This window comes from Paenibacillus flagellatus (assembly GCF_003217775.1).
Taxonomy (GTDB): Bacteria; Bacillota; Bacilli; order Paenibacillales; family NBRC-103111; genus Paenibacillus_AB; species Paenibacillus_AB flagellatus.
Window position 1 is genome coordinate 297357 of the sequence record NZ_QJVJ01000009.1, and the last position, 20792, is coordinate 318148.

Here is a 20792-nt window from a genome sequence, read left to right on the forward strand (position 1 = left end):
AGGCTGCTTCTTTGAAAGACACGACGTTATCGAGCCGCCTGCTCGATGTGTTCAACTACACGCTGCTCGCGGCCATCGCGCTTCTCATGCTGTTCCCGTTCTTGTACGTTATTGCGGTATCGTTCTCGTCCTTTACCGAATACATGCAGAGCGAATTCATGCTCATCCCGAAAGAATGGGTGCTCGACGCCTACAAGTTCATCTTCGCGTCGGATTCGTTTCTGCGGTCGCTGTGGGTAACCGCGTACATTACGCTCGTCGGTACGCTCGTCAATCTGGCGTTCACGTCGACGTTCGCTTACGTCTTGTCCCGGCCGGTATTCGGCCAACGGACCGTCCTGTTCCTCGTCCTGTTCACGATGATGTTCAGCGCCGGCATGATTCCGACCTACCTCATCGTCAAGGAAACCGGACTGATGAACTCGACTTGGGCGCTCATCCTGCCGGTGGCCATTACGCCGTTCAACCTGATCGTCATGCGCCAGTTTTTCCAGAGCATCCCGAGCGAGCTGCACGAAGCGGCGAACATCGACGGATCGAACGACTTCCAATCGTTCTGGCGCATCATCCTGCCGCTGTCCAAGCCGTCTCTCGCGGCGTTCGGGCTGTTCTATGCGGTGTACCATTGGAACAACTATTTCTCGGCCATTTTGTATGTCAACGACCAGCGCTGGTGGCCGGTGCAAGTCATATTGAGGCAAATCGTCGTCGTCAACGAGGCGCAGACGTCGCTCGGCAACGGGCAAATTTTGCTCGAAAACGCGCCTCCCGCCGAGACGATCCAGATGGCGGCCATCATCGTCGCGACGCTGCCGATCCTGATCGTCTACCCGTTTCTGCAAAAGCATTTCGCCAAGGGGGTGATGCTCGGCTCGGTGAAAGGGTAACGGGAAGAGGCAACATATTCCAAAGCGTCAAGCAAGCTTGTCTCATTCGAATCGAGAGGGGATCTCACCAATGGCAATGAAAAAAGTTTTGGCAGCCGGCCTCATCGTCGCGCTGTCGGCAACGGCCGTCGCCTGCGGCTCGGCAAAAGAAGAACCGAAACAGCCCGCGGCGTCCGGCAACAACAACGCCAACACACAGACGGCGTCCAACAAAAAACATACGATCTCGATGATCGACTACCGCTACGGCGCCCTGCCTCCGGCAGACGGCAAAGGCATCCAGCTGATCAACGAAAAATTCAACGTGGACTTCAAGCCGCAATATGTCGTCCGCTCCGACTATACGCAAAAGCTGAGCGCCGTCATCGCATCCGGCGATATTCCGGACATCATCGTGCTCGAGGCGCCGGACGCGAACTTCTACAAATGGGCGAAGCAGGGAGCCTTCCTCCCGCTGAACGAGTATATGGACAAATATGAATCGTTCAAGCTCATTCCCGAAAACGTTCGCAAATCGGTTACCGTCGGCGGCAAAATTTACGCCATCCAAAAATATTTGACCGAAAACTACGACCTGACGCCGATGATCCGCACCGACTGGCTCGACAAGCTCGGCCTGAAAATGCCGACGACGTACGAAGAGCTGAAGCAAGTGGCGATCGCGTTCACGAAGAACGACCCGGACGGCAACGGCAAAGCCGACACGTACGGCATGGCGATGGCCGAGAACATCAACCCGCAATACGCGATGGGCACTTATTGGGATCTTAACGCGTGGTACCATAAAAACGATCAAGGCCAGCTCATCCCGGGCTTCATCTCGAACGCGCGCAAAGAGCACGTGCAATGGCTCGCCGATCTGTACAAGGAAGGCGCGATCACGAAAGACTTCGCCCTGCTCAACTGGGGACAAGTCAACACGAAAGAGTTCTACGCGGGCAAAGCGGGTATCTTCATCGGTACGCCGCGCGGCATGAACCCGACGTATATGCAAAGCTTGGTCGACATCAACCCGAACGCGAAGCTCGCTCCGATTCCGGCGTTCAAGGCGCCTGACGGCAGCACCGGCTTTACGTCCTCGCCGGGCTACTACGGTCTCGTCATGCTGAACGCGAAGCTGAAGGACGATCCGGACAAAGTGAAGCGCATCATGGAAATGATCGACTACGGCCGCAAATTTTATCCGCTCGAGCAGCGCAACCCGAGCAACAAAGAGTTCGACTGGCTGAACGGTATGGAAAACCAAGGCTACAAAATGGACAACGGCGCCGTTCGCCGCGAGCTGGAGGAAAAAGGTCTCGCCCCGATGAACTATTTGCCGGACGCTCGCATGTGGGCTCCTAGCGACGACGCCAACGGCTACTCCAAAGAGTACACGGTGCCGCTGCTGCGCGACGTAGCCGCTCAATTCGAGACGATGCACAAAAACTTGAAGCACTACGTCAACCCGGTGAACGCCGTCTTCTCCGAGACGAGAGCGACGAAAGACACCGACTTGAGCAAATTCCTGTACACCGAGCAAACGAAGATGATTTTCGGCGAGAAGCCGGTCTCCGATTGGGACAAAATGGTGAAGGAATGGATGGACAAGGGCGGCGCGCAAGTCGTCAAAGAAGTGAACGACGCCTTGAAAGAAGCGGGCTACAGCGGTCCGCAATGGAAATAACGTACCGACGCCGTCGGGAAGCCGCTCCGGGTGACAAGTCCGGAGCGGCTTTATTTCGCGGCTTGACTAGGAGACGAATGTTCGGGTACAATAATTTCAGGTTAATCAAAGGGGAGTAGCTGCTACAGCAAAGTCGTCATTACGGGACGTTTCGTCCTCGGCTTTGTTGGCAACGCCTGTCGTTGTTAGCAAGACCTTTGCCGAACAGGTAAAGGTCTTTTCGTGTTCCGATGTGGAAACGGCCTTTACCGGGAGAGGTAAGGGTCGTTTTTTTCGCGTGCGAAGGGACGACCCGCCTGACACAAAAGGAGGGATCGGGAATGGATTGGTTCACTGCGGACATGTTGTATGCGTTGTTCCTCATCGTCGTCATCGATCTGGTGCTGGCCGGGGACAACGCGATCGTCATCGGGATGGCGGCGCGCAACCTGCCCAAGGAGCAGCAAAAAAAGGCGGTTATTTGGGGAACGGTCGGCGCGGTCATCATCCGGGCGATTGCCACGATCGCCGTCGTCTGGCTGCTGAAAATTCCGGGACTGCTGCTCGCGGGCGGACTGTTCCTGATCTGGATCGCGCTGAAGCTGCTGATCGAGGAGAAAGACCACGGAGCCGTGAAGGCGGGCACGTCGCTCGCGGCGGCCATCCGGACGATCGTCATCGCCGACGCCGTCATGGGCATCGACAACGTGCTGGCGGTAGCGGGAGCGGCTCATGGCGAGACTTGGCTGGTCATCGTGGGGCTCGCCATCAGCGTACCGATCATGGTTTGGGGAAGCACGATGATTTTGAAGGTGCTGGAGCGGTACCCGGTTACGATGTATATCGGCGCGGCGGTCCTCGCGTTCACGGCGGCGAAGATGGTCGTCGACGAGAAGTTCGTCAAGGCATGGATCGGCACCGGCTTCCTGAAATGGACGATCGTCGCGCTGATCGTGATCGGCGTCATGCTCGCCGGCAATGCGATCACCCGCGCCCGCGCCCGCCGCAAGGCGGAGTCGGAAGCGGAGAGCGGCCGTGAGCCTTCGCGGGCTTCATAAGCGAATCGAGAAAGGCCCGGGACATGGCGTCCCGGGCCTTTTGGGATTCAGGGGAGGGGGAGGCTCCCCGTTTCTTTCATCGAGTGCAGGTCGTTCGCCTTGATCATGCCGCGGGACAGCGTGTAGAGCGTGTCGCCGATATAGAGGATCCGCTCGACGTTGCGGTCGCTGTCGTACCAGCCGCTGCCGGCTTTCAGCCGCTCCTCGTCGGTCATATGCGTGATCGCCGCTTTCCGGTCGAAGCCGTTCGTCAAGTCGAGCCGGTACACATAAGCCCCCTGGAACGTGAATTGACCGTGGCTCATGACCGAGTCCGGGCTTCCGGACGTTTTGTTCGGAATTTCCGCTACGGTAACCGGGAATGCGAGCAGGCTGCGATCCTTCGAGAACAGCAGCGCCTTGTGGTTATGGAGCAGCTCGGACTCCGTACCGCGGTCGCCGATGACTTCTTTGAACTTCTCCACCGGCTTCGACACGTCGGTGACGTCGAACAGCGAAACCTTCATGCCCTGATAATAAGCGACGGTGCGGTCGGGAGCGCTCGGGTCGCCCTTCACCGGAATTTCCGCCGTTTCTTTGCCGAAGCCGATCAAATGGGTTTCGTCGTACGGATGCAAATAGTCGCTGTAGCCCGGTATTTTCAAAGCGCCCAGGATAGCCGGGGCGGCCGGGTTCGACAAGTCGAGGGCGAACAGCGGGTCCGTATTTTTGAATGTGACCATGTAGGCGCGGTTGCCCATGAACCGGACCGAGTAAATCCGCTCGCCCGGGGCGACGCCCTCCAGCTTGCCGAGCGGCTTCAGCGCTTCGTCGAGCGTGTACACGTTGTTTTTGGACGTGTTCTCGTCGGTGCGCCACATATCGCCCTTCGTCGTCGCGATGCGGAAGATGCCGTTATGCTCATCCATCGAAAATTGGTTCAGCACCGTACCGGGCACTTCGCCCTGCGTGATGAACGTCGTCTTGCCTTGATCGAGGCGGAATTTGTAGACGACGGTCTTTTGCTCGAAGCGGGGCGGGGCCACCCGTTTGCTCTTCGCCAGCGCGTCGGAGCCGGGCGCCGCCTGGTCGGCCGCGACACCGCCGTTCTCCGCCGGAAGCGGTTCGACCTCGAGCGGCTCGTGTTTCGTCACCGAGACGTACAGATTGCGCTCGGAGGCGTATACGTTCCGCCCGGAGCCGAGATAGGCGGCGACGTCCATCGGCCGGTCGGGGCGATCCAGATCGATGCCTCCGATCAGCATGTAGGAGGCGTCCGTAAAGTCCGGGAAATACCGAATGTCCTTGTAATCGATCGGCTGCGTTCGTTCGGATACGGCCGAATCCCGATAGAACGGCGCGTTGGCTTTCGCCTCGTCGCCATCGGCGGCGGTGTCCGACCCGTACGGCATCGCACGGACGATGCCGGCGTACCGGTTCGCGATCAAATAGACGGCCGAACCGATCTTGCGCGAGGAGACGTAATCGCCGTCGAGCTCGACCTCGCGCAGCCGCTTCGGCGACGTCTTATCGGCGATGTCGTAGACGATCGCTTTCACCGAAGCGGACATCGGAACGATCGGAGCGATCCGTTTCTCCGCGCGGACCGCCGGGCTGCCGCTGACGGCGGCGGAGCCCGATTCGGCGGCGCTCGCGTACCCGTTCGTCCGGCCGATAACGATCAGATGCTTGTCGTCGACGTACAGCTCGTTCGGCCGGAACGACCGGTCCTCGAAGCCGATGACGCTTGCCACGCTCATCTCCGCGGAAGGGACGGCCTTGGTGATGACGATTCGCTCCCGGTTCACTTGATACAAATAGGTGCCGTCGGTCTTGACGACATCGGCTTCGTCGACGCCTTCGACTTGCGTATTCGTCTGCGAGTAGGATGCTTTATCCTTCGATGCGGTCGGAGGAGCCGGCGCTTCTGTCCGCTCGGCTTGGACGCCCGTCGAAGCCGAGTCCGCTGTCGCGGGCATCGGGCCTTCCGTTTTCGCGAGAAAATCGATTTGCGCTCCGTACGCCATGCCGCCGGCTTGTTCGAGCAGCGTCTTCAGGTTGGCGTAGCTGCCGACCGCGGGCAAGCTTTGGAGGCGATCGATCGCGGCGGTACGCGTCTCGCCGTTCCAGATGACGAGCGCGTCGAACGATTCGCCGATGAAGCGAAGCGGCACCATCGTCACGTCGTCGATCAGCCGGGGAGCGGCGTCCAGACGGATCGTCCGGCCGTTCTTCACCGCTTCGTCCGAGCCGACGTCGAGACGGATTTCGGCGTCGTCCTTGCGCAGCGTCGCCGACTGGGCGCGGTCGTCCCAGCTTACTTCGGCCCCGAGCGCCTCCGCGATATCGCGCAGCGGCACAAGGGCAACCCCGTCCACCAGGACGGGAGGCCGTTGTCCGGAAAACGGCTCGCCGAACAGCGTTATCCGGATCGGCTCGCCCTCTTCCCCGTCCGCCGCCAGAACCGGCGGCGTGCTCATTTTCCCGGGTGCGAACGACGCGATCAACGCGAGCGCGAGCAAACCGGTCAACCCTATTTTCTTCATTCAACCATCCTCCCGATCGTACCAGTATCCGTTTGTACGTTTTAAACGGGCGCAATTGGGAAAAAGTTGCAGGCGGGGCGAAGCGAGTGGCATAAGGGGGAGATCGGCATGCTATATTAACGAACGTTCACTATTGACAAATTAACGATCGTTCACTAAACTGGACGAAGCTCGACAACCAAACGCATCATGACAATGAGGTGGATTTCTATGACAAACACGGCGACTTCTCCTATGCATCCATCTTTACCCGCCAAAGACGTACATACGGGAACCGTTCTGTTCTCCCTCTTGCTGCGGACGGTGCTGTTCGTTGTCTTCGGTCTGCTGCTGGCAGCCGTGCTGGCGATGGCGGGCAGCGACCATCCGTTCAAAGAAGCGGAGAAGTGGTGGCCGTTTCAGGCGATTCTCGCCAACTTGGCGACGTTTTTCATGCTCCGCTATTGGCTGCGCAAGGAAGGGCGGACGTACGGCGGCTTGTTTCAGCTGCGCAAGGACCGGGTCGGCAAAGATTTGCTCCAGTTTCTATGGCTGGCGCTCGTCGGATTCGCGCTGGGCGGCATCCCGCTGTTCCTGTTCTCGTATTGGATACTCGGCTCCTTCGTGCCGCCCGATCTCATGTTCCAGCCGCTGCCCGTCTGGGCGGCCGCCATCGCGCTGATCGCGTTCCCCGTGACGAACGGGCTGGTCGAGACGCCGACCTACATCGGCTACGCGATGCCGCGGCTGCACGCCCGTCTGGGGAAGCTGTGGCCGGCCGTCATCCTGGCCGGCACGGCGCTCGCCTTCCAGCACGTGGCGCTGCCGCTTGTCGGAGACGTCCCGTACATGCTGTGGCGATGGACATCGTTTCTGCCGCTCGCGATTGCGCTCGGCTTTATTTTCCACCGGACGAAACGGCTGTTCCCGATCGCGCTGGCGCACGCCGTCATGGATTTGCAGCTGGCCGCCCAGCTGTTCGTCGTCTCGTTGGGATAACCTAGGGGAAAGAAGAAAGGAGAGGAAGCGATGCTGGACCGATGGTTTCCGGCGAAAGAATCGGCCGGGACGAAGCGAAAAATTATCGAGGCGGCGATCGAGCTGTTTTCCCGCAACGGGTTTTCCGCCGTGTCGGTACGGGAAATTACGAAGCAGGTCGGGATCAAGGAAAGCGCACTGTACAATCATTACAAGACGAAGGACGAAATACTCGAGACGATTTACGCGATGTTTCGCGAGGACAGACGTCAGCACGCCCTGCCCCCGATCGGGAAGCTCGACGAGATCGTCAAGGCGGTTCCGCCGGAAACGTTTCTCCTGCAAGGCTTCGAAAGCTTCAAGCAGACGGTCGGCGACCCGCTGCTCGTCAACATTTGGCGTATCCTGAACATCGAGCAATACCGCGACAGCCGGGCGCGGGACATCATTCTCGAGGACGTGTACAAAGGAACGATCGGCTTTCTGGAGGCGGCCTTCGCGAAGATGATCGCCTACGGGACGATCAAGCCGCTCGATCCGCGCATGCTCGCCTTCGAATACCAGTACCCGCTCTTCGCCGTCATGACCGAATACGTGCTGCTGCAATTCGACGGCCGCGATACGCGGGAGCTGGAGGAACGGGTCGAGCGGCATATCCGCGCGTTCATCGATCGCGTGAAGCCGTAGAGCCGTCGGCATCCGGCTCCTCCGCACGACGAAAAGGAGGACCGGCTCGCACCGGTCCTCCTTTGCTATAGCCTGCATGTAGGATCGCTTCGAACCTACGCAGCGCGGATGAGACTGCCAAGATCGGCCTGACTTCGGCGGATGATGGCACAGTGACGTTCTGCACGGAACTTGCGGACGTCCTGCCCTCTCACACTTCCACCCATTGCCGCCGCAGGGCGAACAGCTCCTTGAGCTGGTCCGTGGACAGCTCGGTGATCCACTGCTCGCCGCTGCCGACGATTTGCCGGCTTAGCAGCTGCTTGCGCTCGATCATCTCGTCGATCTTCTCCTCGAGCGTGCCGAGCGTAACGAACTTGTGCACCTGCACCCGCTTCGTCTGGCCGATGCGGAACGCGCGGTCGGTCGCCTGGTTCTCGACGGCGGGGTTCCACCAGCGGTCGTAGTGGAAGACGTGATTCGCCGCCGTCAAATTGAGGCCGATGCCGCCGGCTTTCAGCGACAGCAGGAAAATACCGCTGCCGTCTCCGGACTGGAACCGCTCGATCATCCGGTCGCGCTGCGCCTTCGGCGTGCCGCCGTGCAAAAAGAGGACGTCTTCGCCCGATTCCCGCGCGAGCGACCGCTGGAGCAGCTGGCCCATCTCCACGAATTGGGTGAAGACGAGGCACCGGTCGCCTTCCGCCCGCAGCTCCTTCACCATATCGAGCAGCCGCTCCAGCTTTTGCGACCGCGCGGCGCGGTCGGCGGAGACGGCCGTCTCCTTCGTATACGTGGCCGGATGGTTGCAAATTTGCTTCAGCTTCGTCAGGGAAGCGAGAATCATGCCGCGGCGCTCCATCGGCGGAAGCCGGTCGAGCCGATCGAACAAATCGGCGATGACGTTCTCGTACAGCGTCGCCTGCTCGACCGTCAGCGAGACATACGTCTTCGACTCCAGCTTCTCCGGCAAATCGAGCTCGATCGCGGGATCGCTCTTGACCCGGCGAAGCAGGAACGGCTGCGCCAGCTTCTGCACCTGACCGATCAGCTCCTTGTCCTGCGTCTTCTCGATACGGCTTGCGTATCGCTGCGTGAACGCCCGCAAGTTGCCGAGATAGCCCGGGTTGATGAAGTCGAAGATCGACCACAGCTCGCTCAGCCGGTTCTCGATCGGCGTGCCGGTCATCGCGATCCGGTGGTCGGCTTCGAGCTTGCGGATCGACGTCGCCTGCTTCGTATACGCGTTCTTGATGTTTTGCGCCTCGTCGAGACAGACCGAGCTCCAACGGACGCTCGTCAGCTCCTCTTCGTCGAGATGGGCGAGCGCGTAGGAAGTGAGCACGACGTCGCAGTCGCGGACCGACTCGGCGAAGGCGTCGCCCTTCGCCCGGTTCGGCCCGTAATGAAGCCTTACGTTCAGCTCGGGAGCGAACCGCTCCAGCTCCTTCTGCCAGTTGCCGAGCACCGAGGTCGGGCATATGAGCAGCGAGGGCGTCGACGGACGGTCCCGCTCCTTCACCGCGAGCGCGTACGTGATCCACTGAATCGTTTTTCCGAGACCCATGTCGTCCGCCAGACAGCCGCCGAGGCCGAATCGCCGGAGGAAGAGAAGCCACGACGCGCCGAGCACCTGGTAATGGCGCAGCGACCCGCGGAAGCCGGCCGGCGTAGCCAGAGAGGGCACCGATTGCGCCTGCTTCAGCTGCCGGACGAAGCTTCGCAGATGGTCGTTCAGCTCCACCTCGATCCGCAGCGCCTCATGGCGGTCCGGCTCGGCCGGATCGTACGGCTCGTCGTCCTGCGGGCCGAGAAGGTGCATCTCGAGCACGTCGCGGAACGAAAGGCCTTTTTTCTTGCGCACCTGCTTGATCCATTGCTGCACCTGCTGCAGCATGTCCGGATCGAGCAGCACCCAGCGGCCGCGAATGCGGACGAGCTGCCGGTTGTTCTCGACGAGATTGCGGAATTCGGCTTCCGCCAGCTCCGCGTCCCCGATCGCGAGCTTCCAGTCGAACTGGACGATGCCGTTCAGCCCGAACAGCGACTCGCCCACCGCACCGACGCCGGAGCGGACTTTCGCCTTCAGCCGCGGCTTCGTCTTGCGCAGCTTCTCCCACCATGCCGGCAGCAGCACCGTCTGGCCGAACTCGGCGAGCAGAATGCTTTTCTCGGCCAAAAAATCCCACGCCTCGGCGTAGTCGATCTCCGTGCGCACCGCAACCTCCCCGTCTTCGCTCGGAGCGCGAAGCCACGGGATGACGGCGGCCCACTTGGCGATCGCCTGGCGGACGCGGGGCGCGAACGGGCGCCAATCGTCCGGGCAATCGTCGCCCGGCACGCCCGCGGCGTCGCATTCGACGATCCGCTCCGGATCGGCCCGGTCCTGCAGCACGACGGCAAGCGGCCACGTCTCGCCCGTGTCGGGCTCGCTCAGCCGCAGCGCGGGACGGAACGGCGTCTCGTCCGGCAGCCAGCCGATCGAGACGAGCCAATCGTCCTCGTCGTGCCACAGCTCCTCCGGCCACGCCGCGCCCACGTCGGCCGCCTCCGGCTCCTCCCGCCGTCCGTCCCGGTCCACGCGGTCCGGCGCGTCCGCGTCGGAGCCCGGCGCAGGCGCCGCCGCCGCTTCGCCGGCTTCCGCCCGGCGCTCCTCGACGCCCGGCGCCGCCGGCACGTCGACGCCGAGCGCGGCGGCCCGCTGCCGGCGTTCCGCGCCGCGGAGCACGATGTCCCGCTCCGGGTACCGCTCCTCCATGATGCGCTGCATCCAGTCGTCCCAGTAGGGCGGATACGCCAAGTCCGGGTCAACGGCGACCGTGCCCGCGCCTCGCAGCCTCCAGCCCCAGCTTCCGGCCTTCCACTTGTCGAAGTCGGGGACGATCCGGCCCTCCTCGAGCGCCTCCGTCATGACGCGGGCGATATCCCTCAGCGGCTTCGCCTCGTCGCTCCAGCGAAGCGGGGCGTGCCCGTTCCACGCCGGCGCGACGAAGTAGGCGAGCGCTTCGGTTGCGGGCAGCAGCGCGCCTTCCCGGCGGTCGAGCTCGAGCGTCTCGATGAACGTGCCGTAGAAGGAAGGCTCGTGCCAGGCGAACAGCAGCGACTTCAGGGAGAACGCGTCGAGCGCGAAGCCGCCCTGCTCGGCCGTGAGCAGGAACGCGCCGGACGCTATCCATTTGCAATGAACCGTAATCGGAGCCGCCTTCGTCTTCATCGGTACAGCTTTCCTTTCGTCAGTTCTTCCCGGAAGGCGCGAAGCCGGGCGTACTGCTGCGACAGTCTCCGCAAAAACAGCTCGTAGCGGTCCGACAGACCGGCCTGCTGATACAGCGTGCCCAGCTTTTTCAACAGACGGATCGCCTCCCGGTAGGCCGTACGGTTTTTTTGCAGGATGAACCGCTCGATCGTCTGGTGATAGAGCGGGAACAGCAGCGTCGGGTCGTGCGCCTCGGCGGCGCGAACGTCGGACGGGTACAGCTCGAAGACGGCGACGCGCTCGGCCAGATGGTAGTCCGCCCACTCGCGGAACCGTCCCGACTTGATCAGAAACTCCGTATACACGTAATAGCTCGCCGGCAGCATCGCGACAAGCGCGCGCGCCCATTCCTCCTCGCGCCCGAGCTGCCGGGCCGCCTCCGCCGCGAACGAGCACAGCGACTGGAACAGCTCGCGGTCGTTTCGGCGGCATTGCGGCAGCAGCCATTCGAGCCACTGCCACAGCCGCTCCCATTCGCCGCCGCGGCGAAACTCGTTCACATAAAATAACGCCTCGGCCGGGTGAAACGAGGAGGCGCGGCCGAACCGGCTCCATGCGTCCTTGTCGTTGCCGGCCATCACGTCGAAATGAGCGGCCGCCTTCAGCAGGTCGTCCCGCTCGCCGTCCGTCATGGGGGAGGCGCCGTCGAGCCGCCGACCGATCCGCTCGATCTCCTGCCGCATCCATGGCTCGTGCCGGAGCAGCCGGGACCAAAGCAGCCGGTACACGTCCAGCCATTGGACGAGCGGATACGCCTTCGTCGAGGCCCACGCGTCCGCGGCGAAGGCGCCCAGCCGGAGCAGATGGTCCGGCGAACGGCGCCGGGCTTCTTCGGCGTCGACTTCGTCCGCGGCCTCCGCAAGCTTCCGTTCGAGCGATTCGGCCGTTTCCCGATAGCCCGCCAGGCGGGGGGCCAACGCTTGACCTCCCGAATCGTAATCGAGCTCCAGCCGTTTCAGCGCGTAGACGAGTCCGTATACCGTCAGCAGCTTCTTCGCGTCGTTGCCCCACCAGGTCGCGGGGCGGACGGCCGTCTGGAACGCCGCATTGTAATATTCGTCGATATCGTATTTGAATTTGTTATGCCGTTCGGAAAAGGAAGCGAACTCGCGCTCCATATGCCCAAGCCATTCGTCCGCGCCGGCGGTTTCCTTCAGCGCCACGGTAGCGGGCTGCGACGAGGGCAGCAGCGCCGTTTGCCGGTGCAGCTTGGAGCCTGCCTTGACGATCCGCGGCTCCTCCTGGCGCAGCTTCCAGTCTTTGACGAACGCGTCCGGCCGGCCGAACGCCGACAGGGCGTAGAAGAATACCGCCGCCATATGCGAGCAGGAGCCCTCCGTCGGACAGGAGCATTCGCTCAGCCCGAAGAAGTTGAGATCCAGCTTGACGTCGTACACCTCGCCGCCCTGCACCTTGGACACGATGGTGCGCTCGGGCAGCACGTCGGTGTTGTAGACGTACCCTTTTTGCTGGTACTCGAGACCGCGCTCCACGGTATGCAGTTCGAAATGGCGCCGAATCTCATCCCCGAGACGGTCGAGCTCTTCCCGGGAAATTTGCGTTCTCAGCATCGGTATGCATCAACTCCGTCATGGCATGGCATTCCCGCTATTATACCACAGTTGCGTCCGAATCGCCGCCGTAAACCATACAGTGGAACTCGTTCGGACCGGTCGGCGTCCCCCGGACGTAGGTGTCGGCGACGGCGAAGCCGGACTTGAGATAAGCGCGTATCGCCCTCGTGTTGGACGCCAGCACTTCCAAGTCGATGCCGTTCCGCGGATTCCGCTCCCGAGCGCGGCGGACGATCGCGCGGACGAACGATGGGCCGAGTCCGGATCCGCACAAGTCCGGCCGCAAGCCGAGCCCGAGACGGGTCCATCCCTCCAGCGGAAAAAACTGCGCGAATCCGCACAGCTCGCCCGATCCGTCCAGCACCGCCTCGTACTGGGCTGCGCGGACGAGCGGGTCGGCGAACTCCTCCGACCGCTCCGCGAGCTTCTCCCACGGCGCCCAGTCGAACACGTCGTAAGGGGGCGGATACCGCCATTCGCATATCGCTTTGCCGTGGCGTTCCTCCATCGGGACGAACGCCCATTCCGTCATCGAACGCTTCATCGCTGCGGGCTCTCTCCTCTCTTGTATTCCCATTGTACCGAAAAGTTTACGGAAAATGGGAACCATTTTTCCCGTTCCGGCGTATATATCGATAGTTTTGGATAAGGAACAAGGAGGGCTTGGACGTGGCCAGACTCGAATATCGGCTGTTGGACGAATCGCGCGGATTTCCGCTGCTGTACTACTACGATTTCATCGACAAGGACGAAGTATCGCTTCGCTTCGCTTGCGACTACCTCGTGAAGGACCGAATCGTGTACGAGAAGACGTCGTGCGCGATCGAGCCGCGGACGTACGTCATCTACGTCAAAGTGGCGGAGGAGGAGGACGCGCTGGCGGGAGGGACCGAGCTGCCCGGACGCTGGGGAGGAATTCGGATCGAGCTTCGGGAATATAAAGAGGGGGCGTCGCATTACCCGGTAGTCCGCGTCCTGCAATTTCAGGACGACGACGACGCGCTGCTCCACCTGCAGAGCGACTACCTGATGCTGGACGGCGTCGAATGGGCGAAGACGTCCGCGGAGGTGGACGAGGACCGCAAGGTGTACGTCTACTACGCGCAGCCGTCCCACTAACGAATGCGGCAAGCCGCGGGAGGGAATACGTTGGAGACGAAAACTGGCAAAACCCGCAAGCTCGTCGGCCTGTTCGTCGCGGCCGCGCTCGTGGCGGCTCCCGGCTGCGGAAGCCGGACCGCGTCGGCCGGCGAATGCTGGGACAACAACAACGACGGCTACTGCGACGACGACGGGAGCGCGGTCGGCAGCAGCTATTATTATTCGAACGGGCAGAAGCGGTATTACAAAAGCTCGACAAGCTCCGGAAGCTCCTATAAGCCGTCGTCCGGCGTGTCGAGCGGCTCGAAGGGCGGCATCGGCAGCTCGTCCAAGTCGAGCGGCGGATAAACCGCCGGGAAAGGAAGAGAGTCGTGGATTACGAAGCGTGGAGGGAGCGGCTGTATGCGCCGCTTCGGGAGGAAGGCACGTTCACATGGGACCGGATGTACGATGAGGAGTACGCCCTGGCGACGATTTTGCCGATTTCGGAGACGTTCCGGGGCGAAATCGCCGAAGCGACCGAACGACTCGGCGCGCTGATCGGCCGTACGGTTGGGATCGCGCGGCAGGCCGACGACGCGCTGTTCGAGGAGCTCGGTCTTCCCGCCGAGACGTGGCGGGCGGTGCGGATCGCAGTATCCGAGAGCTTGCCGACGGTCATCGGCCGGTTCGATTTCGCAATGACGGGCGAAGGGCTGAAGATGCTCGAATTCAACGCCGACACGCCGACCGGCATCGTCGAGGCGTTTCACGCGAACGGGCGCATCTGCGCGGCCTACGGGCTCCGCGATCCGAACGAAGGGATGGCGGACCATCTTCGCGATGCGTTCTTGGAAGCGGCCGCCGCCTATCGGGATAACGGCTACCGGACCGACAAGGTCGTCTTCAGCGCGCTCGATTGGCACGAGGAGGACGCGGGCACGACGCGGTACTTGATGCGGCAGTCCGGCTTGCCCGGCGCACGGTTCGCGGCGCTTTCCGAACTGCGCGTCTTCGAGGACCGGCTGTGCGTCCTCCGCGAGGACGGCGAACACGAGCCGATCGATCTGCTGTACCGGCTCCACGCGCTGGAGAAGCTGGCTGAAGACCGCGACGAGGACGGGTATCCGACCGGCGCGCACGTGCTCGATCTGATGGCGGACCGCCGGCTCGCCGTGCTCAATCCGCCGTCGGCCCTTATCGCACAGACGAAGGCGATGCAGGCGCTCGTCTGGAACTTGTACGAGGCCGGCGAATTTTATACGGAAGAGGAACGGGAAGCGATCGGCGCCTACATGTTGCCGACGTACATGGAGAACCGGTTCGGCGGAGGCGTCCCGTACGTGACGAAGCCGATTCTCGGACGCGAGGGCGGAGGCGTCACGCTGTACGAGGCCGACGGCACCCTGGCGGAGCGGGACGGGGAGGAGCTGTACTGGGAGCAGCCGATGATTTATCAGAAGCGCGTCGAGCTGCCTCTCGTGCCGATCCGCCATGCGGGCGGTATGACGGAGCAACGGCTGCTGTGGGGATCGTTCTGGATCGGCGGCCGCGCGTCGGCGATCGTGGCGCGCGCGGGAGGCCGGATTACCGGCAATTTGGCGTATTACGTGCCGGTCGGCATCGCCGAGGGAGGACGGGGGCAGGACCAACTTAGCGGAATCGGGGAGGACGTTTCATGAACGAGCAAGTGAGCAACATTTTGAATTTTCTCGCCTATTTGGGCGTAACGCTGCCGATTCTCGCGTTCGGCATCGTGGCGTTTATGGTGACGACGCCGTACAACGAATACAAGCTGATCCGCGAAGGGGCGTCGACGGACGATCCGCGGAAAGTCAACGCCGCGAAGGCGGCCGCCCACGATTTGGGCGGCAAAATTATCGGTCTCGCCATCGTGCTGGCGTCGGCGGTGTTCCACTCCGTTTCGCTGCTCGATTTGGCGTTGTGGGGCATTATGGGCATTATTTTTCAAGTCGCCGTGTTTTACTTGTTCGAGCTCGTGACGCCGTTTCGGGTCGTATCGGAAATTCCGAACGGCAACGTGAGCGTCGGCATCTTCGCTTCGCGCCTCAGCGTGGCGACCGGACTGCTGATGGCCGCGCTGATCAGCTACTGAGCCGCCGGGCGGCTTCGCGGGTCGAGAGCCGACGGGAGAGAGGGTTCTCCGGTCGGCTCTTGCGCGTCTTACAGTAAAAACGACAGGGCGACGAGAGCGACCGAGACGTGGAAGGCGATATCGAACCACGGCTTGCGGGAGCTTCCTCCGAGCGTGAACGCCTTGTAGGCGCTTCGGGCGACGATGACGATCAGCGCGATTTGGATGAGAAGGGACGGAATCACGGCAATCTCCTCCTTTTTCGGTGTTGTTCTATACGTATGGGACGGGGCGCTCCGGCATGAGCGAAAAAGATAGAAAAGCCCCGCAAACCGTGGTATGATAAGGAAAAACCGAGATCTCACGGAGGGAACGACCGATGAGCTTCAGCATCGCCGGCAATCGGGTGGATGGCGTCATTGTGCAAGCGATCCAATCGGGCAAGTCGACCGCGCAGCAGATCGTGCAGCAGCAAATCAATGAAGTCAAGAACGACCCGGCCAAAAATATCCGAGAAATGCAGCAGCCTTCCGGGCTGAGCAGCTTTCTGGACATCAAAGTTTAATACATAGCCGACAGAGCGCCGGGGCCGACGTACCCCGGCGTTGTTCTTGCGTGCGGCGATCCGAACGATACGATAAAGGAGCGATCAGGATGGGCAATTTGGTGGAATTCGATTGGCTGAGAGAACATTTGGACGACCCGAACGTCGTCGTCGCCGACTGTCGCTTCGCGCTCGGCAAACCGGAGTCCGGCAAAGCCGAATACGACGCGGGACATATTCGAGGCGCCGTCTACTTCGATTTGGAGCGGGATTTGTCCGGACCGAAGGACGCGCACGGCGGGCGGCATCCGCTGCCCGATCTGCAATCGTTCGCGTCCGTGCTCGGACGGGCCGGCATCGATGCGACGAAGACGGTCGTCGCTTATGACGATCAGGGCGGCGCGATGGCGTCCCGGCTTTGGTGGATGCTGCGGTACGTCGGGCACGACGACGTGAAGGTGTTGAACGGAGGCTACGGCGAGTGGAAGGCGGCGGGATACCCGGTTTCGGCCGAGGTACCGCAGCCCGCGGCGGTAACGTTCGTGCCGGCGCCTAGACCGGAGATGCTGCTGTCGATGGAGGACGTGAAGGCCCGGCTCGGCCGGCCGGGTACGACGCTGATCGATTCGCGGGAGCCGAAACGGTACGCCGGACTGGAGGAGCCGATCGATCCGGTGGGGGGACATATTCCCGGCGCCGTGAACCGGTTCTGGAAGGACGCGCTGGGCGCGGACGGCCGCTGGCAAGGGGCGGAGGCGCAGAAGGCGCGCTTCGCCGGCTTGAACGCGGACGACGAGCTCGTCGTCTACTGCGGATCGGGCGTCACCGCCTGCCCGAATGTGCTCGCGCTGACGGAGGCGGGCTTTCGCAACGTGAAGCTGTACGGCGGGAGCTGGAGCGACTGGATTTCTTACGCGGACAATCCGATCGCGACCGGGGAAGAGGAATAAGAGTCGAGAGGACGCGTCTGACGCGGGTTGGAGGGCTGTGACAGGCTGCCGGGAGGCAGGCTGCTGCAGCCCTTTCGGCGTTATCGTTCCGTTTCGCGCCGGCAGCGTTACTTGGCCAAGACGGAGCGAACATTCGCGACACACTGAGGCCCTCCTGACGGCCGCCGACCCATCCGGCCGGGAAGCTCGCAAGCCCAAGACAGCAATCGAAAAGAAACGGCGGTTCGTTATATATGCTACGATTTGGCAAGAATAGGGGAACGAAGGAGGACGAGCTCGTGGGTGCCAAGCTTCAAAAGATTACGCCGAACCTATGGTTCGATACGCAAGCCGAGGAGGCGGCGAAGCTTTATACGTCGATCTTCGACAACTCGAGAATCGTTAGGACGACCCGTTACGGAAAAGCGAGATACGACACAGGCGGTACGGAGGAAGGAGCGGTCATGACCGTGGAATTCGAGCTGGAGGGGCAAACGTTCGTCGCCCTGAACGGCGGTCCGCATTTCCGATTCAACGAGGCGATCTCCTTTATCGTGCATTGCGACAATCAGGAGGAATTGGACTATTATTGGGACAAGCTGTCCGAGGGCGGGGACGAGAAGGCTCAAGTCTGCGGATGGCTGAAGACAAGTTCGGCGTTTCGTGGCAAATCGTTCCGGCGACGTTGTCCGAGATGATCAGCGGCCCCGATGCCGAGAAATCGGAACGAGTAATGCAGGCGCTGCTCCGAACGGAGAAAAAAATCGATATGAATGCGCTGCTTCGGGCGTACGAGGGATAAGGGAACCCGTACGGCGAGCGTGGCGCCGAGAAAGGAGAAACCGAGATGACCGTCTTAAGCGAAGCGCCTGTCGTTCAAGCGGAAATGCTGATCCGAAAGCCGGCGAAGGACGTGTTCGAGGCGTTTGTCGACCCGGCTGTTACGGTCAAATTTTGGTTCACGAAAAGCAGCGGCAGGCTGGAGGCGGGGAAACGCGTCCGATGGGAGTGGGAGATGTACGGCGTCGGGGACGACGTTCTGGTCACAAGCATCGAGCCGAACAGGCGGATCGCGATCGAATCGTCGGACGGCACCCGGACCGAGTGGGAATTCGTCTCCAGGGCGGATGACGAAACGTTCGTCACGATAAAGAATTCCGGGTTCACGGGCGGCGGAGACGAGATGGTCGGCCGCGCCCTCGATTCGATGGGCGGATACACGATGGTGCTGTGCGGGCTCAAGGCCTATCTCGAGCACGGCGTCATCTTGAATGTGGTGGCGGACAAAGCTCCCGACGCCCACGTGCGGCGGTAGACAACGCCGCGCGCCGGCCGTTTCATTTGAAGCTTCGGCAGTTCACCGTCGGTGGCCCGCCGAAGCTTTTTTTGGCGTTCATGCCGCCGGAGGAAAGTCGCTCCGGGGTTCGGTCATACTCCGATCTCTTTCGTTTCCAGCACGATCGGGCAATGGTCGCTGCCCAACACGTGGGCGTCGATTCGCGCGTCGAGGAGGGAAGGGGCGAGCCGGGCGGAGGCGAGGAAATAATCGATCCGCCAACCGACATTGCGCTCTCTCACCTTCGGCATATTCGACCACCAGGTGTAGGCGTCTTCCCGGTCCGGATAAAAGTGGCGGAACGTATCGATGAAGCCGGCGTCCAGGAGCCGCGTCATTTTGTCGCGCTCCTCGGGGGTGAAGCCGGAGTTGTTGCGGTTCGCCTTCGCATTTTTGATGTCGATTTCTTGATGGGCGACGTTCAGGTCGCCGCAGACGATGACCGGCTTAAGGGCGTCCAGCTGCACGAGGTAGTTGCGAAACCGGTCCTCCCATTCAAGCCGATAAGGGAGCCGGGACAAATCGCGCTTGGCGTTCGGCGTGTACACCGTAACGAGATGGAAACCGTCGAATTCGAGCGTGATGATCCGACCTTCCGGCTCCTGATCCGCCTCCATGCCGTACCGGACCGAAAGCGGCTTGCGCTTCGAGAAAACGGCGGTTCCGGAATATCCTTTCTTGATCGCATAGTTCCAGTACGGCGTATAGGCTTCCCCCAGCTCGAGTTCGATTTGACCGTCCTGGAGCTTCGTTTCCTGCAGGCAGAACAAGTCCGCGTCCGTTTCCTTGAAATAATCGAGAAATCCTTTGTTGACGCACGCTCTCAATCCGTTGACGTTCCACGAAACCAGCTTCATGTGTCCGTTTCTCCTCCCGTCGGTTCGCGGATCGGATGCCCGATGCCGCTTACGTAATGATGTGGGTCGTTCCGCCGATCGCGTCATGGAACGGCTTTTTGCTCCGGCTGAACAGCCGGGTCAGCAGATGCAGGCATACCCAGACGTCGACGGCGAACAAGCCGATGGCGTAAAAGGCGATGACGATTTTCGGGAATTGCCGGAACGTCTCGCTGATGTACAAGGCGTGCAGTCCGCCGAGCAGCAAGTAGAGCGGACCGTTCCGGAGGACGATCTCGCGAAGCCGGAGTCGGGGAGCGCTCCCCGCGATCCGGATCCGGACGACCCATTTTCCGAACGTTCGACCGTTCGTCGCGTACGGGAGGACGATGAAGTAGAGGAAAACCGCAATCAGGTACGCGACAGGGGACCGAAACGCCCCGAATAAGGCCAAGAACGGGTACAGCAGCATCCAGTCGAGCGTCAGGGCGACGCCGCGGCGGGTATAGCTGACGCGCTTGCCCGTCAGATCGAGATGGTCGTCCAGCTTGTCCATGCGCGGAAGCCGCGACGACAGCCATTCGGCCGCCACGAAGCCGAGCAAGCCGCCCGTCGTATTGAGCAGCAAATCGTCGATGTCGAACAGCCGGTACGGATAATCGTAGTAGCCGTACAGACCGGTCACCTGCGTCACCTCGAAGAAGAGCGAAAGCCCGAGCGAGGCAAGCAAGCATGCCCTCCAGCCGGCGCGAAAATAATAACGGAGGAACATCCCGAACGGAACGGTCAAAAAGATGTTGAAGACCGCTTGCAGAAACGCCCGTTCCTTCAACAGATGCCAATAGGTGGAAGGCCGGTCGGCCACGACGCCGGTTTCCCGCGCGATGTCGAGAACGAACCGCAGCGGCACCCACTGGACCCAGGCGGCCGCGGCGGGAGGCGCATTGTGTCTCGATGCCGGCAGCGGCAGCAGAACGAGGAACAGCGCATTCATCAAGTACAGCAGGAACAGATAGAGCAATGCCCCGCGAAGCTTATGGATATAGCCGTGCCTTCGGTATTGGACGATCAGGAACGGCAGCGTGAACAGAAGAGCCGCCACGGGAAACAAGAGAAACGCATACGAAATCGGAAACAGATAAGAGGTAAGCAATACAAGCACCTGCCAAACATTCGGATACGGGCGACGCCGCTGAAGCATGTACAGAATAACACAGGTTAACGGTCGGCAACAAACCCGAAGCGGAAGCTGTGCCGATCCTTTTATACCTTTGCGGAAATATATCCGTTTGGTAATTCAACAAACGGAAAACGGGTATACCGCTCGTTTCGATCGACATCTGAAGCATCCTGTCGAAAGGTACGGTCGTCGCTGACGGAAAACGAACAGCAGTCGAAACGGCT

General features: G+C 61.4%; 19 protein-coding genes and 1 pseudogene. 13 read left to right on the plus strand and 7 right to left on the minus strand.

Features of this window, described 5'->3' with window-relative positions:
• Positions 1-11: 11 nt before the first annotated feature.
• The 3 genes from DLM86_RS20865 to DLM86_RS20875 all read left to right on the plus strand — a co-directional run bounded on the left by DLM86_RS20865 (position 12) and on the right by DLM86_RS20875 (position 3590).
• Positions 12-887 (plus strand): carbohydrate ABC transporter permease, encoded by an 876-nt coding sequence (locus DLM86_RS20865; RefSeq protein ID WP_245954771.1) that lies wholly within the window; start codon positions 12-14, stop codon positions 885-887.
• Between the two features lie 70 nt (positions 888-957).
• Complete coding sequence (locus DLM86_RS20870) at positions 958-2553, plus strand: extracellular solute-binding protein (protein WP_245954773.1); 1596 nt, start codon at positions 958-960, stop codon at positions 2551-2553.
• A gap of 320 nt (positions 2554-2873) precedes the next feature.
• Positions 2874-3590, plus strand: coding sequence for a TerC family protein (locus DLM86_RS20875; protein ID WP_110841990.1), 717 nt, complete (start codon positions 2874-2876; stop codon positions 3588-3590).
• Positions 3591-3637: 47 nt separating this feature from the next.
• On the opposite strand, the gene DLM86_RS20880 is transcribed toward DLM86_RS20875, so the two are convergent.
• On the minus strand, positions 3638-6115 hold the full coding sequence (locus tag DLM86_RS20880; RefSeq protein ID WP_110841991.1) for a beta-propeller domain-containing protein: 2478 nt from the start codon (positions 6113-6115) through the stop codon (positions 3638-3640).
• A gap of 234 nt (positions 6116-6349) precedes the next feature.
• On the opposite strand from DLM86_RS20880, the gene DLM86_RS20885 reads away from it, so the two are divergent.
• The gene (locus tag DLM86_RS20885; RefSeq protein ID WP_158289594.1) at positions 6350-7093 is read left to right on the plus strand and encodes a CPBP family glutamic-type intramembrane protease; all 744 of its coding nucleotides are present in this window, start codon (positions 6350-6352) and stop codon (positions 7091-7093) included.
• Positions 7094-7123: 30 nt separating this feature from the next.
• Complete coding sequence (locus DLM86_RS20890; RefSeq protein ID WP_110841993.1) at positions 7124-7759, plus strand: TetR/AcrR family transcriptional regulator; 636 nt, start codon at positions 7124-7126, stop codon at positions 7757-7759.
• Between the two features lie 190 nt (positions 7760-7949).
• On the opposite strand, the gene DLM86_RS20895 is transcribed toward DLM86_RS20890, so the two are convergent.
• Genes DLM86_RS20895 through DLM86_RS20905 form a run of 3 tightly spaced genes read right to left on the minus strand, consistent with a single transcriptional unit; the run spans position 7950 to position 13112 of the window.
• Positions 7950-10952 carry a DEAD/DEAH box helicase gene (locus tag DLM86_RS20895; RefSeq protein WP_110841994.1) on the minus strand — a complete coding sequence of 1001 codons (3003 nt, stop codon included), beginning with the start codon at positions 10950-10952 and terminating at the stop codon, positions 7950-7952.
• Entirely contained in the window at positions 10949-12565 is a 1617-nt protein-coding gene (locus tag DLM86_RS20900; protein ID WP_110841995.1) for an SWIM zinc finger family protein, read from the minus strand. The genes DLM86_RS20895 and DLM86_RS20900 overlap by 4 nt, the downstream gene beginning before the upstream one ends.
• 40 nt (positions 12566-12605) lie before the next feature.
• A complete protein-coding gene (locus tag DLM86_RS20905; RefSeq protein WP_110841996.1) occupies positions 12606-13112 on the minus strand; it encodes a GNAT family N-acetyltransferase in 507 nt (168 codons plus the stop codon).
• 125 nt (positions 13113-13237) lie between these two features.
• Here DLM86_RS20905 and DLM86_RS20910 point away from each other — a divergent pair, with 125 nt between their 5' ends.
• Genes DLM86_RS20910 through DLM86_RS20925 form a run of 4 tightly spaced genes read left to right on the plus strand, consistent with a single transcriptional unit; the run spans position 13238 to position 15764 of the window.
• Positions 13238-13687: a hypothetical protein gene (locus tag DLM86_RS20910; protein ID WP_110842089.1), complete on the plus strand. Its 450-nt coding sequence runs from the start codon at positions 13238-13240 to the stop codon at positions 13685-13687.
• A gap of 30 nt (positions 13688-13717) precedes the next feature.
• Complete coding sequence (locus tag DLM86_RS20915) at positions 13718-14017, plus strand: hypothetical protein (RefSeq protein WP_245954775.1); 300 nt, start codon at positions 13718-13720, stop codon at positions 14015-14017.
• 23 nt (positions 14018-14040) lie between these two features.
• Positions 14041-15330 carry a glutathionylspermidine synthase family protein gene (locus DLM86_RS20920; RefSeq protein ID WP_245954776.1) on the plus strand — a complete coding sequence of 430 codons (1290 nt, stop codon included), beginning with the start codon at positions 14041-14043 and terminating at the stop codon, positions 15328-15330.
• Entirely contained in the window at positions 15327-15764 is a 438-nt protein-coding gene (locus DLM86_RS20925; protein WP_110841998.1) for a DUF350 domain-containing protein, read from the plus strand. The genes DLM86_RS20920 and DLM86_RS20925 overlap by 4 nt, the downstream gene beginning before the upstream one ends.
• Before the next feature lie 68 nt (positions 15765-15832).
• Here the strand turns inward: DLM86_RS20925 and DLM86_RS32140 are convergent, their stop codons facing one another.
• Positions 15833-15988, minus strand: coding sequence for a hypothetical protein (locus DLM86_RS32140; RefSeq protein ID WP_158289595.1), 156 nt, complete (start codon positions 15986-15988; stop codon positions 15833-15835).
• A gap of 134 nt (positions 15989-16122) precedes the next feature.
• Between DLM86_RS32140 and DLM86_RS20930 the strand changes: the two genes are divergently transcribed.
• The 4 genes and pseudogenes from DLM86_RS20930 to DLM86_RS20945 all read left to right on the plus strand — a co-directional run bounded on the left by DLM86_RS20930 (position 16123) and on the right by DLM86_RS20945 (position 18531).
• Positions 16123-16308, plus strand: coding sequence for a hypothetical protein (locus DLM86_RS20930; protein ID WP_110841999.1), 186 nt, complete (start codon positions 16123-16125; stop codon positions 16306-16308).
• 89 nt (positions 16309-16397) lie between these two features.
• The gene (locus DLM86_RS20935) at positions 16398-17237 is read left to right on the plus strand and encodes a sulfurtransferase (protein WP_110842000.1); all 840 of its coding nucleotides are present in this window, start codon (positions 16398-16400) and stop codon (positions 17235-17237) included.
• 233 nt (positions 17238-17470) lie between these two features.
• A pseudogene (locus DLM86_RS20940) lies at positions 17471-18018 on the plus strand (VOC family protein).
• A gap of 45 nt (positions 18019-18063) precedes the next feature.
• Complete coding sequence (locus tag DLM86_RS20945; RefSeq protein ID WP_110842001.1) at positions 18064-18531, plus strand: SRPBCC family protein; 468 nt, start codon at positions 18064-18066, stop codon at positions 18529-18531.
• A gap of 113 nt (positions 18532-18644) precedes the next feature.
• Here DLM86_RS20945 and DLM86_RS20950 read toward each other — a convergent pair whose 3' ends face one another.
• Positions 18645-19409 carry an exodeoxyribonuclease III gene (locus DLM86_RS20950; RefSeq protein WP_110842002.1) on the minus strand — a complete coding sequence of 255 codons (765 nt, stop codon included), beginning with the start codon at positions 19407-19409 and terminating at the stop codon, positions 18645-18647.
• 49 nt (positions 19410-19458) lie between these two features.
• Positions 19459-20550 carry a VanZ family protein gene (locus DLM86_RS20955; protein ID WP_342773103.1) on the minus strand — a complete coding sequence of 364 codons (1092 nt, stop codon included), beginning with the start codon at positions 20548-20550 and terminating at the stop codon, positions 19459-19461.
• Positions 20551-20792 lie beyond the last annotated feature (242 nt).

What these genes read in the sequence shown, in the direction of transcription:
- DLM86_RS20870 (WP_245954773.1), top strand. Translation starts at nt 958, where the DNA reads ATGGCAATGAAAAAAGTTTTGGCAGCCGGCCTCATCGTCGCGCTGTCG.
- DLM86_RS20875 (WP_110841990.1), top strand. Translation starts at nt 2,874, where the DNA reads ATGGATTGGTTCACTGCGGACATGTTGTATGCGTTGTTCCTCATCGTC.
- DLM86_RS20880 (WP_110841991.1), bottom strand. Translation starts at nt 6,115, where the DNA reads ATGAAGAAAATAGGGTTGACCGGTTTGCTCGCGCTCGCGTTGATCGCG.
- DLM86_RS20885 (WP_158289594.1), top strand. Translation starts at nt 6,350, where the DNA reads ATGCATCCATCTTTACCCGCCAAAGACGTACATACGGGAACCGTTCTG.
- DLM86_RS20890 (WP_110841993.1), top strand. Translation starts at nt 7,124, where the DNA reads ATGCTGGACCGATGGTTTCCGGCGAAAGAATCGGCCGGGACGAAGCGA.
- DLM86_RS20895 (WP_110841994.1), bottom strand. Translation starts at nt 10,952, where the DNA reads ATGAAGACGAAGGCGGCTCCGATTACGGTTCATTGCAAATGGATAGCG.
- DLM86_RS20900 (WP_110841995.1), bottom strand. Translation starts at nt 12,565, where the DNA reads ATGCTGAGAACGCAAATTTCCCGGGAAGAGCTCGACCGTCTCGGGGAT.
- DLM86_RS20905 (WP_110841996.1), bottom strand. Translation starts at nt 13,112, where the DNA reads ATGAAGCGTTCGATGACGGAATGGGCGTTCGTCCCGATGGAGGAACGC.
- DLM86_RS20925 (WP_110841998.1), top strand. Translation starts at nt 15,327, where the DNA reads ATGAACGAGCAAGTGAGCAACATTTTGAATTTTCTCGCCTATTTGGGC.
- DLM86_RS20930 (WP_110841999.1), top strand. Translation starts at nt 16,123, where the DNA reads ATGAGCTTCAGCATCGCCGGCAATCGGGTGGATGGCGTCATTGTGCAA.
- DLM86_RS20935 (WP_110842000.1), top strand. Translation starts at nt 16,398, where the DNA reads ATGGGCAATTTGGTGGAATTCGATTGGCTGAGAGAACATTTGGACGAC.
- DLM86_RS20945 (WP_110842001.1), top strand. Translation starts at nt 18,064, where the DNA reads ATGACCGTCTTAAGCGAAGCGCCTGTCGTTCAAGCGGAAATGCTGATC.
- DLM86_RS20950 (WP_110842002.1), bottom strand. Translation starts at nt 19,409, where the DNA reads ATGAAGCTGGTTTCGTGGAACGTCAACGGATTGAGAGCGTGCGTCAAC.